We start from the raw sequence: 13418 nt of genomic DNA, 5'->3' as shown, positions 1-13418 counted from the left end.
GCCTTCCGGGTTGGCAGGAGAATTTCAATGAATGCATCAGTCCAGCGTCTTGAGGCCACCGGCAGCGCCCTTCGCGAAGCGCTGGCCCGTCAGGACTGGGCAGCCATCGGCGAGCTTGACCAGCTTTGCCGCCAGGCTGTGGACGACGCCATGGTCGACGCCGTTGATGACACCGAACTGCTCGGTCGTCGGATGCAGGACCTGCTGGCGCTCTATCGCGAGCTGGTCACCCTCTGCCAGGCCGAGCAGCAGCGCATCGCCGGCGAGCTGGTCCAGCTCAACCAGGCCCAGCAGGGCGCCAAGGTCTATCAGTTGTTTGGCTGATGGCCACTCGACCTCCATCTGCCACTACCTCGATATTGCGCCGACAATCGCTTAGCCATTCCGTCGGCTCAAACAAAAAAAGCACGCCATAAAATTGACTCGGCAAGGGTTTTTCACTTTACTAGTGGCCAATTGCCGGTCACTCCCGAGTCAGGGATACGCCGTCTGCCCATACGCCGTGGATTACGGCGTTCAGCCCTAAAAGCAAGAATCCAAAAATGTGGCGTGAAACCAAAATTCTGCTGATCGACGACACCAGCGATCGCCGCCGCGATTTCGCGGTGATCCTGAGTTTCCTTGGGGAAGAGCACCTGGCCTGTGGCAGCCAGGATTGGCGCGATGTGACCGGTACCCTGAACTCCAGCCGTGATGTTCTGTGCGTGATGCTGGGTGAGGTGAACGCCAAGGGTGGCGCGCTCGAACTGATCAAGCAGTTGCTGGCCTGGGACGAGTTCCTGCCGGTCCTGCTGATCGGCGACCAGGTCCAGGCGGACTGGCCGGAAGATCTCCGCCGTCGCTTGCTGGCCAGCCTGGAGATGCCGCCGAGCTACAACAAGCTGCTCGACTCCCTGCATCGCGCCCAGGTCTACCGCGAAATGTACGACCACGCCCGCGAGCGTGGCCGCCAGCGCGAACCCAACCTGTTCCGCAGCCTGGTGGGTACCAGCCGCGCGATCCAGCAGGTGCGGCAGATGATGCAGCAGGTGGCCGATACCGACGCCAGCGTGCTGATCCTCGGCGAGTCCGGCACCGGCAAGGAAGTCGTCGCCCGCAACCTCCACTACCATTCCAAGCGTCGCGAAGCGCCCTTCGTGCCGGTCAACTGCGGCGCGATTCCGGCGGAGCTGCTGGAAAGCGAACTCTTCGGCCACGAGAAGGGTGCCTTCACCGGCGCCATCACCAGCCGGGCAGGGCGTTTCGAGCTGGCCAATGGCGGCACCCTGTTCCTCGACGAGATCGGCGACATGCCGCTGCCGATGCAGGTCAAGCTGCTGCGTGTGCTGCAGGAGCGCACGTTCGAGCGGGTCGGCAGCAACAAGACCCAGAACGTGGATGTGCGCATCATCGCAGCCACCCACAAGAACCTCGAGCAGATGATCGAGGCTGGCAGCTTCCGTGAAGATCTCTACTACCGCCTCAATGTCTTCCCCATCGATATGGCCCCCCTGCGCGAGCGGGTGGAAGACATCCCGCTGCTGATCAACGAACTCATCTCGCGCATGGAGCACGAGAAGCGTGGCTCCATCCGCTTCAACTCCGCCGCCATCATGTCCCTGTGCAACCACGACTGGCCGGGCAACGTCCGTGAGCTGGCCAACCTGGTGGAGCGCATGGCGATCATGCATCCCTACGGTGTCATCGGCGTCAGTGAACTGCCGAAGAAATTCCGCCATGTGGATGACGAGGACGAGCAGCTCAAGGCCACCCTGCGGGAAGAGATCGAAGAGCGCTCGGCCATCGGTGCCGGCCTGCCAGGTGTCGCTTCCCAGGCGCTGCTACCGCCGGAGGGCCTGGACCTCAAGGACTACCTCGGCAACCTGGAGCAGGGGCTGATCCAGCAAGCGCTGGACGATGCCTCCGGCGTAGTGGCCCGAGCCGCCGAGCGTCTGCGTATCCGCCGCACCACCCTGGTGGAGAAGATGCGCAAGTACGGCATGAGCCGTCGCGACGAGGAATTGGCGGAAGAATAACTCCGCTTTTTCCAAGTTGTTGTTTTTAAAGGATTAAATTTTAGGCACGGGTATTGCTATATCTCCCTCGACCGACCGTCTGCTGACGGTTGATGGAGCGAGAGAAGAGCATGAACCAAGCCGTCATCCCCGCGCAGAACCCGGACGTTGCCCCCGCCGAACAGGCCAGCCGTGCTGGCCTCGAACACGCCTTTTCGCTGTTCAACCAGATGTCGGCCCAGCTCAACGAGTCCTACAGCATGCTGGAGGCCCGGGTCACCGAGCTGAAAGGCGAACTGGCCTTGGTCAGCGCCCAGCGCATGCAGGAACTGGCGGAGAAAGAACGCCTCGCCAACCGCTTGCAGAGCGTGCTGGACCTGCTGCCGGGTGGCGTCATCGTGATCGATGGGCAGGGCGTGGTGCGCGAGGCCAATCCCGTGGCGCGCAGCCTGCTCGGCCAGCCCTTGGTGGGCATGCTCTGGCGCGAAGTCATCGCCCGCAATTTCGCTCCCCGTGAAGACGATGGCCACGAAATCTCCCTCAAGGACGGGCGTCGCCTTTCCATCGCCATCCGCTCCCTGAACGGCGAGCCGGGCCAACTGATCCTCCTTACCGACCTGACGGAAACCCGTCGCCTGCAGGATCAACTGGCGCGCCACGAACGCCTTTCCGCCCTGGGCCGCATGGTCGCGTCCCTGGCTCATCAGATCCGCACACCGCTCTCCGCCGCCTTGCTCTATGCCGGTCACCTGACCCAGCAGGTGCTGCCGACGGACCAGCAGCAGCGCTTCGCCGGCCGCCTCAAGGAACGCCTGCACGAACTGGAACACCAGGTGCGCGACATGCTGGTCTTCGCCCGAGGCGAACTGCCGCTGCCGGACCGCCTGGCGCCCTCGTCGCTTTTCAGTGCCCTGCGCGGCGCCGCCGAATCCCATGTGGAAGGCAGGCAGGTGCGCTGGCAATGCGACCTTGCCGAGGGCGAGTTGCTGTGCAATCGCGACACCCTCGTCGGCGCGATGCTCAACCTGATCGAAAACGCCATCCAGGCCGCCGGTCGTGACCTGCGCCTGAAGGTGCACCTCTACCGTCGCGGGGGCGATCTGCGCCTTTCCATCAGCGACAACGGCCCCGGCATCGACGCCGCCACTCTGGCGCGCCTGGGCGAACCCTTTTTCACCACCAAGACCACCGGCACCGGCCTCGGGCTGGCCGTAGTCAAGGCGGTGGCGCGCGCCCACCAGGGGAAACTGCGGCTGCGCTCGCGGCCTGGCCGCGGCACCTGCGCCACCCTGGTCCTGCCGCTGATTCCCGCGGCGCAGTCGGTTACACAGGAGTAAAGGACGATGACTGCCAAGATTCTGCTGGTCGAAGATGACCGCGCGCTGCGTGAAGCGCTGGCGGATACCCTGCTGATCGGCGGCTACGACTACCGTGCGGTGGACTGCGCCGAGGCTGCCCTGGTGGCGCTGGGCGAGGAATCCTTTGGCCTGATGGTCAGCGACGTCAACATGCCGGGCATGGATGGTCACCAGTTGCTGGGCATTGTCCGCCAGCGCTATCCGCAGCTGCCGGTACTGCTGATGACGGCCTTCGGTGCGGTGGAGCGTGCGGTGGATGCCATTCGCCAGGGCGCCGCCGACTACCTGGTGAAACCCTTCGAACCCAATACCCTGCTGGAGCTGGTGGCGCGCCATGCCCTTGGCCGCATGAGCCTGCTCGCCAGCGACGGCCCGGTCGCCCTGGAACCGGCCAGCCGGCAGTTGCTGGAACTGGCGGCGCGTGTCGCGCGCAGCGATTCCACTGTGCTGATTTCCGGCGAGTCCGGCACCGGCAAGGAAGTGCTCGCGCAGTACATCCATCAGCAGTCGCCGCGCGCCAATGGCCCCTTCATCGCCATCAACTGCGCGGCCATCCCGGACAACATGCTGGAAGCCACCCTGTTCGGCCATGAGAAGGGCGCCTTCACCGGCGCCATCGCCAGCGCGCCCGGCAAGTTCGAAATGGCCGATGGCGGCACCATCCTGCTGGACGAGATTTCCGAAATGCCCCTCGGCCTGCAGGCCAAGCTGCTGCGAGTGCTGCAGGAGCGCGAGGTGGAGCGCGTGGGTGCCCGTCGTCCCATCAGCCTGGATATCCGCGTGCTCGCCACCACCAACCGCGACCTCGCCGGCGAAGTGGCGGCAGGGCGCTTCCGCGAAGACCTCTACTACCGCCTTTCCGTCTTCCCACTGGCCTGGCGCCCGCTGCGCGATCGTCCGGCGGACATCCTGCCGCTGGCCGAGCGCCTGCTGGCCAAGCACGTCAAAAAAATGAATCACGGTGCCGTGCGCTTCTCCAGCGACGCCCAGGCAGCGCTGCTGGCCCACACATGGCCCGGCAACGTGCGTGAACTGGACAACGCCGTGCAGCGCGCGCTGATCCTGCAGCAGGGTGGACTGATCCAGCCTCATGACCTCTGCCTCACCGCGCCCATCGGCATGGCCATTGCGCCTGTCGTGCCGGCCCCGGCGCTGATGGCTGCGCCGGTGGTGCCGCTGCCGGTGGCTGCCGCGCCGGTCGAAACGGCCAGTGCCCTGGGCGACGACCTGCGTCGCCATGAGTTCCAGATGATCATCGACACCCTGCGTTCCGAACGCGGTCGCCGCAAGGAAGCCGCCGAGCGCCTGGGGATCAGCCCGCGCACCCTCCGCTACAAGCTGGCGCAGATGCGCGATGCCGGCATGGATGTGGAAGCGTACCTCTACGCCAGCTAAGCGCTGTCGCCTTGGCGTAGTCCGTAGCATGGAGGAGCCTGCGAAACCCCTCGATCGTGGCTGATGGGTTTCGCTTCGCTCGCAGGACGCCGCCCGACCCATCCTGCGGAGAGGCATCCGGGGCAGGCCTTTGGCCCCGCAATGTCTCGCCAAGCCCTCTATCTTCTGACTCTTGGCACCCTTGTTGCAGATACCCCTTCATCGAACCGCGTAGCGTCAAAAAATCGCGGCAGTTGGAGGAATGTCATGAGTCAGGGTATCGAGTTCAATCGCCTGATGTTGGAAATGCGAGCCATGCAGATGGATGCCATGGCTCGTGCAAAACCGGCCCCCACCGCAGCCCCGGAGGCCGGCGCGCCATCCTTCGCTGACATGCTCGGGCAGGCCGTCAACAAGGTGGCCGATACCCAGCAGGTTGCCAGCGACATGGCCACCGCCTTCGAGGTGGGCCAGAAGGGCGTGGACCTCACCGACGTCATGATCGCGTCGCAGAAAGCCAGCGTTTCGTTCGAGGCCATGACCCAGGTGCGTAACAAGCTGGTCCAGGCCTACCAAGACATCATGCAGATGCCGGTTTGAGGACGGATTGAGAAATGGCTGAAGCAGCTGTTGCAAAAGTCCCCGCCAAGGCAGAGGCGGCGGGCACTCAGGACGAGAAGAAGCCGCTGTTCGGCCTGTCCTTCCTGGAAAACCTCTCTCAGATGAGCATGCTGCGCCAGGTCGGCCTGCTGGTTGGCCTGGCTGCCAGCGTCGCGATCGGCTTTGCCGTGGTGCTCTGGTCCCAGCAGCCGGACTACCGGCCGCTTTACGGCAGCCTGAACGGGATGGACGCCAACCAGGTGGTGGAAGCCCTGGGTGCCGCCGACATCGGCTACAAGATCGAACCCAACTCCGGCGCCTTGCTGGTCAAGTCCGAAGACCTGGCCCGTGCCCGCATGAAGCTGGCTGCCGCCGGCGTGGCGCCCAGCGACAGCACCGTGGGCTTTGAAATCCTCGACAAGGACCAGGGCCTGGGCACCAGCCAGTTCATGGAAGCCACCCGCTACCGTCGCGGATTGGAAGGCGAGCTGGCACGCACCGTCTCCAGCCTGAACAACGTCAAGGGTGCGCGTGTGCACCTGGCGATCCCGAAGAGCTCGGTGTTCGTTCGTGACGAGCGCAAGCCCAGTGCGTCCGTGCTGGTGGAGCTCTATCCGGGGCGCACCCTGGAGCCGAGCCAGGTCATGGCCATCGTCAATCTGGTGGCCACCAGCGTGCCGGAACTGGACAAGTCCCAGGTCACCGTCGTCGACCAGAAAGGCAACCTGCTGTCCGACCAGCAGGAGCTGTCCGAGCTGACCATGGCCGGCAAGCAGTACGACTATACCCGGCGCATGGAAACCCTCTACACCCAGCGCGTGCACAGCATCCTGCAGCCGGTGCTGGGCAACGGCCGCTACAAGGCGGAAGTCTCGGCGGACGTGGACTTCAGTGCCGTCGAATCCACCTCCGAGATGTTCAACCCGGACCAGCCGGCCCTGCGCAGTGAGCAGAAGATGGCCGAGGAGCGCCAGAACAACGGCGGTCCCCAGGGCGTACCCGGCGCGCTGTCGAACCAGCCGCCGGCACCCGGCGCCGCACCGCAGCAGGCCACGAGCACCGCGACCGCAAGCGTGCAGCCGGGCCAGCCGATCCTGGATGACAACGGCCAGCAGATCATCGACCCGGCCACCGGCAAGCCGATGCTCGCGCCGTACCCCACTGACAAGCGCGACCAGACCACCCGCAACTACGAACTGGACCGCTCCATCAGCCACACCAAGCAGCAACAGGGCCGCCTGCGCCGGCTTTCCGTCGCGGTCGTGCTGGATGACCAGGTGAAGGTCGACCCGCAATCCGGCGAGACCACCCGTGTGCCCTGGACCGCCGACGAGATCGCGCGCTTCACCCGCCTGGTGCAGGACTCGGTGGGCTACGACGCCAGCCGTGGCGACAGCGTCAGCGTGATCAACACCCCGTTCATGGCCGACAACAGCGAAGAAGTGATCGACATTCCCTTCTACACCCAGCCCTGGTTCTGGGACGTGGTGAAGCAGGTGCTCGGCGTGCTCTTCATCCTGGTGCTGGTGTTCGGCGTGCTGCGTCCGGTGCTGAACAACATCAGCGGTGCCAACAAGGCCAGGGAACTGGAAGGCGGCCGCGTTGGCGACGTCGACCTGGGCGAGATGGGGATTGCCGGCGAGCTGTCGGATGACCGCGTCAGCCTCGGCGGCCCGCAAAGCATCCTCCTGCCCAGTCCGAGCGACGGGTATGATGCGCAACTCAACGCCATCAAGAATCTGGTGGCCGAAGATCCTGGCCGCGTGGCCCTTGTAGTCAAAGAGTGGATCAACGCCGATGAGTGATAACCGCGCCCCCGCCAAGCTGAACAAGGTCGACAAGGCCGCCATCCTGCTGCTGTCCCTGGGCGAGACTGACGCGGCCCAGGTGCTGCGCCACATGGGGCCGAAGGAAGTGCAGCGGGTCGGCGTTGCCATGGCGCAGATGCGCAACATCCACCGCGAACAGGTGGAGCAGGTGATGAGCGAGTTCGTCGATATTGTCGGCGACCAGACCAGCCTGGGCGTCGGCGCCGATGGCTACATCCGCAAGATGCTCACCCAGGCCCTGGGTGAGGACAAGGCCAACAACCTGATCGACCGCATTCTCCTCGGCGGCAGCACCAGCGGCCTGGACAGCCTGAAGTGGATGGAGCCGCGTGCCGTGGCCGACGTGATCCGCTACGAGCACCCGCAGATCCAGGCCATCGTGGTGGCCTACCTGGACCCGGACCAGGCGGCCGAAGTGCTCAGCCACTTCGACCACAAGGTGCGCCTGGACATCGTCCTGCGTGTGTCTTCGCTGAACACCGTGCAGCCTTCCGCGCTCAAGGAACTCAACCTGATCCTGGAGAAGCAGTTCGCCGGCAATGCCAGCACCACCCGCACCACCATGGGCGGTGTGAAGCGTGCGGCGGACATCATGAACTTCCTCGACAGCTCGGTCGAAGGCCAGTTGATGGACTCCATCCGCGAAGTGGACGAGGACCTCTCGACCCAGATCGAAGACCTCATGTTCGTCTTCGACAACCTGGCCGATGTCGACGACCGTGGCATCCAGGCCCTGCTGCGCGAGGTGTCCTCCGATGTGCTGGTGCTGGCCCTGAAAGGCTCGGACGACGCCATCAAGGAAAAGGTCTTCAAGAACATGTCCAAGCGCGCCGCCGAACTGCTGCGCGACGATCTGGAAGCCAAGGGCCCGGTGCGCGTCAGCGACGTGGAGTCGGCGCAGAAGGAAATTCTCACCATTGCCCGCCGTATGGCCGAAGCCGGGGAAATCGTCCTCGGCGGCAAGGGCGGCGAAGAAATGATTTGAGGCGGTGGTCATGGCCAGCAAGGAATCGGCAAGCGAACTGATCCGCGCCAAGGACGTCAACGTCTTCGATCGCTGGTCCCTGCCCAGTTTCGACCCGGACGCCCCGGAGCCCGAGGCGCCCGAGCCGGAAGAGGTGGTGGACGCGGCACCCGAACCCGAGCCGCAGATCGAGGAAGTGCCGATCGAGGCCGTCAAGCCGCTGACGCTGGATGAGCTGGAAGCCATCCGCCAGGACGCTTACAACGAAGGCTTCGCCACCGGCGAGCGTGACGGCTTCCATGCCGGCCAGCTCAAGGCGAAGCAGGACGCCGATGTGGCCCTGGCCGCACGCCTGGCCCAGTTGGAGACGCTGATGGGCCAGTTGCTGGAACCCATCGCCGATCAGGATCGACAGATCGAAGAGTCGCTGGTGCACCTCGCCAGCCTGATCACTCGCCAGGTGATCCAGCGCGAACTGCGTCTGGATTCCAGCCAGATCCGTACGGTGCTGCGCGAGGCGCTGAAGCTGCTGCCCATGGGCGCGAACAACGTGCGCATCCACGTCAACCCGCAGGACTTCGAACAGGTGAAGGCCCTGCGCGATCGTCACGAGGAAAGCTGGCGCATCCTTGAGGACGAGTCCCTGGAGCCGGGCGGCTGCCGGGTCGAAACCGAGCATTCGCGTATCGACGCCAGCATCGAGACCCGCCTGAACCAGGCCATGAAGCAGCTCTTCGAGCAGCAGCGCGAACAGAAGGTCCACCCGCCATCGGCCGACCTGGTGCTGGACCTGGACGCTCCGGACAGCCTCGACCATGCGTATTGAGCGCGCCAGCTTCGCCAAGCGCCTGGCGGGTTACAGCGAAGTCATCGAATTGCCGTCGCAGCCGGTGGTGGAAGGCCGCCTGCTGCGCATGGTGGGGCTTACCCTGGAAGCCGAGGGGTTACGCGCGCCAGTGGGCAGCCGCTGCGTGGTGATCAACGACGACAGCTACCACCCGGTGCAGGTGGAAGCCGAAGTGATGGGCTTTTCCGGCAGCAAGATTTACCTGATGCCGGTGGGCAGCCTCTCCGGCATCGCCCCCGGCGCCCGTGTGGTGCCTTTGCCGGATACCGGCCGCCTGCCGATGGGCATGTCCATGCTCGGCCGCGTGCTGGATGGCGCCGGTCGTGCCCTGGATGGCAAGGGCGGGATGAGGGCCGAGGACTGGGTGCCCATGGACGGTCCCACCATCAACCCGCTGAAGCGCCACCCCATCAGTGAACCCCTGGATGTGGGCATCCGTTCCATCAACTCCCTGCTCACCGTTGGCCGTGGTCAGCGCCTTGGCCTGTTCGCCGGTACCGGCGTGGGCAAGAGCGTGCTGTTGGGGATGATGACCCGCTTCACCGAGGCGGAAATCATCGTCGTCGGCCTGATCGGCGAACGGGGCCGCGAAGTGAAGGAATTCATCGAGCACATCCTCGGCGAAGAGGGCCTCAAGCGTTCCGTGGTCGTGGCGTCCCCGGCGGACGATGCGCCCCTGATGCGCCTGCGCGCTGCCATGTACTGCACGCGCATCGCCGAATACTTCCGTGACAAGGGCAAGAACGTCCTGTTGCTGATGGATTCCCTGACCCGCTTCGCCCAGGCCCAGCGCGAAATCGCCCTGGCCATCGGCGAACCGCCCGCCACCAAGGGCTATCCGCCGTCGGTGTTCGCCAAGCTGCCGAAGCTGGTGGAGCGTGCCGGCAATGCGGAGCAGGGCGGGGGCTCCATCACCGCCTTCTACACCGTGCTGTCGGAGGGTGACGACCAACAGGACCCCATCGCCGACTCCGCGCGGGGCGTGCTCGACGGCCACTTCGTGCTGTCCCGGCGTCTGGCCGAGGAAGGGCACTATCCGGCCATCGACATCGAAGCCTCCATCAGCCGGGTGATGCCCCAGGTGGTCAGCCCCGATCACATGAAGATGGCCCAGCGCTTCAAGCAGCTCTGGTCGCGCTACCAGCAGAGCCGCGACCTGATCAGCGTCGGCGCTTATGTCGCTGGCGGCGATCCCGACACTGATCTGGCCATCGCCCGGCAACCGACCATGAGCGCGTTCCTGCGCCAGGGGCTGGACGAAAGCGAAGGCCTCGCCCAGAGCGCCCAGCGCCTGGCCGCCAGCCTCGGCATCCAGGGCTGATAACCCATGTCTCGCAATCGCGCGGCGCGTCTGGCGCCGGTGGTGGAGATGGCCGAGCGCGCCGAACGCGAAGCGGCGCGTGTGCTTGGCCGCTGCCAGGGCCTTCTGACCCAGGCTGAGATGAAGCTCGGTGAACTGGAGCGCTACCGGTCCGACTACCAGCAGCAATGGATCGAAGAAGGCCGGCGCGGTGTCTCCGGCCAGTGGCTGATGAACTACCAGCGCTTCCTCTCCCAGCTGGAATCCGCCATCGGCCAGCAGATGCAGAGCGTCAAATGGAGCCGCGATAACCTCGACAAGGCCCGCGCCACCTGGCAGCAGCGCTATGCGCGCCTGGAGGGCCTGCGCAAACTGGTGCAGCGCTACCTCGACGAAGCCCGCGCGGCGGAAGACAAGCGCGAACAGAAGCTGCTGGATGAACTGGTCCAGCGCCTTCCGACCCGGCGTGGGGAGTAGGGGGCGACCCGCGCGTCAACCGATCGGGCGTGAGTGCTGGCGTGCCGCGCACCCTGCGCCAGCGAGTGAATGCATTCTTCAGCACGTCATCTCAGAACCATAAATTCTCCGCCACTGCCGCTTTCCAGTTGCCCAGCACCGATGCCGGTGCTAAATCTTCACCACGCGCATTCCGAACTTGAACAAGGAGCTTTGCATGGCCATCACCTCGATGCCCTCTGAAGATGGGCAGGAGCTGACCATCTACATCCAGGGACGTTTCGATTTCGGCGCCCATCAGGAATTCCGCGACGCCTACGAGCGCATCAATGTGACCCCCAAGCGCTATGTCGTCGACCTCAAGGGCACGACCTACCTGGACAGTTCTGCCCTTGGCATGCTGCTCCTGCTGCGTGACCACGCCGGTGGCGAGCGCGCGCAGATCCGCCTTGCCAACTGCAACCCCGACGTTCGCAAGATCCTCGCCATTTCCAACTTCGAACAATTGTTCCAGATCGCCTGAGGTCTGCTGCCATGCCGTCGCCGCTGACGATCCTGATTGCCGAGGACAACGCGGCGGACCGGCTGCTGCTGTCCACCATCGTCAGTCGCCAGGGGCACCGCGCCCTGACCGCCGCCAATGGCCGAGAGGCCGTGGCGTTGTTCCAGCAGGAGCAGCCGCAGCTGGTGCTGATGGATGCGCTGATGCCGGTGATGGATGGCTTCGAAGCCGCTCGCCGGATCAAGCAATTGGCGGGCGAGGCGCTGGTCCCCATCATCTTCCTCACCTCCCTGACCGAGAACGAGGCGCTGGTGCGCTGCCTCGAGGCGGGGGGCGACGACTTCCTCGCCAAGCCCTACAACCGGGTCATCCTGGAAGCCAAGATCAAGGCCCTGGACCGCCTGCGCCGGCTGCAGGACACGGTGCTGCAGCAGCGCGACCTGATCGCCCGGCACAACGAGCACCTGGTCACCGAACAGCGGGTGGCCAAGGCGGTCTTCGACAAGGTGGCCCACTCCGGCTGCCTGAGTGCCCCGAACATTCGCTACCTGCAATCGCCCTATGCGCTGTTCAACGGCGACCTGCTGCTGGCTGCCTACAAGCCCTCGGGCGGGATGCATGTGCTGCTCGGCGATTTCACTGGCCATGGCCTGCCGGCGGCCATCGGCGCCATGCCCCTGGCTGAAGTGTTCTACGGCATGACCGCCAAGGGTTATGCCATGCCGGACATCCTGCGGGAGATGAACGCCAAGCTGAAACGCATCCTGCCGGTGGGCGTGTTCTGCTGCGCCACCTTCCTCAACCTGAGCTTCCAGCGGCGCATGGTGGAGGTATGGAACGGCGGCCTGCCCGATGGTTACTTGCGGCGTGCCGACGGCGGTGAGCTGGTGCCGCTGGTGTCCCGCCACCTGCCGCTGGGAGTGTTGGACCAGAACAGCTTCAATGCCCACTTCGAGTCCTTCCCCGTCGAAACCGATGATCGCATCCTGCTGGTCTCCGACGGTGTGCTGGAAACCCGCAACGACAGCGACGAGGTCTTCGGCGACCAGCGCCTGCGCGCCGTGTTCGATGCCAACAGCGACGGCAACCGCCTCTTCGACGAGATCCAACTGGCCCTGAGCGCCTTCCGGGGGCACGCCCAGGACGACGTGAGCATGATCGAGTTGCGCATGCTCGAGGAGGTCACCGAGCGTGCCAAGCTGGCCTTCACCGACAGCGGCCAGTCCAGCCCACTGGACTGGTCGGCCACCTTCGAATTCCGCGCACAGACCCTCAAACGCTTCAATCCCTTGCCCTTCCTGTTGCAGCTGCTGTTGGAGGTCCAGGGCCTGCGTGACCAGGGCGGCGCACTCTACACCGTGCTCGCCGAGCTCTACTCCAATGCCCTGGAGCACGGCGTGCTGGGGCTGGATTCCTCCCTCAAGCGCAATGCCGAAGGCTTCGCCCGCTACTACCGGGAGCGCACCGAGCGCCTGGCCAGCCTGGAAGAAGGCTACGTGCGTTTTCACCTGCAGCTGATCCCCGAAGGCCGGGGAGGGCGCCTGGTGGTCCGCGTGGAAGACAGCGGCAAGGGGTTTGACCTGAGCGAGGTCCTTGCCGCCCGCCCGTCGATGGATAGCCTCAGTGGCCGTGGCCTGACCCTGGTCAGCCAGCTCACGGCGCGTTGCGAGTCCGCCGAGGGTGGCCAAGGTATCCACGTCGAATTCCGCTGGCCCGTTAAGGCATAATTTTCGGACGTTCAGATTCAGTACGGGAGCGACGGGTTTGTCCGATATCCATCTCGACCATTCTGTGCTTTCTGCCCTGCGGGACGTCATGGAGGACGAATTTCCGGTCCTGCTCGATACCTTCCTGGCGGACTCCGCCGAGCGCCTGCGGCAGATCCAGCAGGCCAGTGACCTCGCTGACAGCCAGGCCCTGCGGCTTGCCGCCCATAGCTTCAAGGGCAGCTGCAGCAACATGGGCGCCCCCTCTCTGGCCGGTCTGTGCAAGCAGCTGGAAGACATGGCCCGGCGCGAGCAACTCACCGACGTGCCAGCCCTGCTCGTGCAGATAGAGGAGGAATTCCTCGTCGTGCATGACCTGCTCCAGCAGGAGCACCGGGGCTAGTCCCGCCGATCGGCGCCTTCACCGACTGGCCAGAATGTTGGCCCGCCCCTTGCAAACCCAACGGCACGAACCAAACCGAGCGGAG

The 13418-nt window shown here is 65.0% G+C and carries 13 protein-coding genes; all 13 read left to right on the top strand.

Annotated elements, in window-relative coordinates; genetic code table 11:
- Positions 1–27 precede the first annotated feature (27 nt).
- The 13 genes from TQ98_RS18685 (at position 28) to TQ98_RS18625 (ending at position 13333) form a co-directional block, all read left to right on the top strand.
- Positions 28–324 (top strand): hypothetical protein, encoded by a 297-nt coding sequence (locus TQ98_RS18685; RefSeq protein WP_044870399.1) that lies wholly within the window; start codon positions 28–30, stop codon positions 322–324.
- A 218-nt stretch (positions 325–542) separates the two neighbouring features.
- Complete coding sequence (locus TQ98_RS18680; protein WP_044870398.1) at positions 543–2015, top strand: sigma-54 dependent transcriptional regulator; 1473 nt, start codon at positions 543–545, stop codon at positions 2013–2015.
- 110 nt (positions 2016–2125) lie between these two features.
- The gene (locus TQ98_RS18675; RefSeq protein ID WP_044870397.1) at positions 2126–3331 is read left to right on the top strand and encodes an ATP-binding protein; all 1206 of its coding nucleotides are present in this window, start codon (positions 2126–2128) and stop codon (positions 3329–3331) included.
- A gap of 6 nt (positions 3332–3337) precedes the next feature.
- A complete protein-coding gene (gene fleR, locus TQ98_RS18670) occupies positions 3338–4747 on the top strand; it encodes a sigma-54-dependent response regulator transcription factor FleR (RefSeq protein ID WP_044870396.1) in 1410 nt (469 codons plus the stop codon).
- Between the two features lie 246 nt (positions 4748–4993).
- Positions 4994–5326, top strand: a complete 333-nt coding sequence (gene fliE, locus TQ98_RS18665) for a flagellar hook-basal body complex protein FliE (protein ID WP_044870395.1) — start codon at positions 4994–4996, stop codon at positions 5324–5326.
- Positions 5327–5340: 14 nt separating this feature from the next.
- Positions 5341–7131 (top strand): flagellar basal-body MS-ring/collar protein FliF, encoded by a 1791-nt coding sequence (gene fliF, locus TQ98_RS18660; RefSeq protein ID WP_044870394.1) that lies wholly within the window; start codon positions 5341–5343, stop codon positions 7129–7131.
- Positions 7124–8140 (top strand): flagellar motor switch protein FliG, encoded by a 1017-nt coding sequence (fliG, locus tag TQ98_RS18655; protein WP_044870393.1) that lies wholly within the window; start codon positions 7124–7126, stop codon positions 8138–8140. Before fliF ends, fliG begins: the two co-directional genes overlap by 8 nt.
- 10 nt (positions 8141–8150) lie before the next feature.
- Positions 8151–8945 carry a flagellar assembly protein FliH gene (gene fliH, locus TQ98_RS18650; protein WP_044870392.1) on the top strand — a complete coding sequence of 265 codons (795 nt, stop codon included), beginning with the start codon at positions 8151–8153 and terminating at the stop codon, positions 8943–8945.
- Positions 8935–10287, top strand: coding sequence for a flagellar protein export ATPase FliI (gene fliI / locus TQ98_RS18645; protein WP_044870391.1), 1353 nt, complete (start codon positions 8935–8937; stop codon positions 10285–10287). Before fliH ends, fliI begins: the two co-directional genes overlap by 11 nt.
- 6 nt (positions 10288–10293) lie before the next feature.
- Positions 10294–10743, top strand: coding sequence for a flagellar export protein FliJ (gene fliJ / locus TQ98_RS18640; protein ID WP_044870390.1), 450 nt, complete (start codon positions 10294–10296; stop codon positions 10741–10743).
- Between the two features lie 196 nt (positions 10744–10939).
- Positions 10940–11245 carry an STAS domain-containing protein gene (locus TQ98_RS18635; protein ID WP_044870389.1) on the top strand — a complete coding sequence of 102 codons (306 nt, stop codon included), beginning with the start codon at positions 10940–10942 and terminating at the stop codon, positions 11243–11245.
- Positions 11246–11256: 11 nt separating this feature from the next.
- A complete protein-coding gene (locus TQ98_RS18630; RefSeq protein ID WP_044870388.1) occupies positions 11257–12951 on the top strand; it encodes a fused response regulator/phosphatase in 1695 nt (564 codons plus the stop codon).
- A gap of 37 nt (positions 12952–12988) precedes the next feature.
- Positions 12989–13333 carry an Hpt domain-containing protein gene (locus TQ98_RS18625; RefSeq protein ID WP_044870387.1) on the top strand — a complete coding sequence of 115 codons (345 nt, stop codon included), beginning with the start codon at positions 12989–12991 and terminating at the stop codon, positions 13331–13333.
- Positions 13334–13418 lie beyond the last annotated feature (85 nt).

It is taken from the genome of Pseudomonas sp. LFM046, from assembly GCF_000949385.2.
In the GTDB taxonomy this organism is placed as follows: domain Bacteria; phylum Pseudomonadota; class Gammaproteobacteria; order Pseudomonadales; family Pseudomonadaceae; genus Metapseudomonas.
The sequence above is the reverse complement of the archived record's forward strand: the minus strand, read 5'-3'. Positions and strand labels throughout refer to the sequence as shown.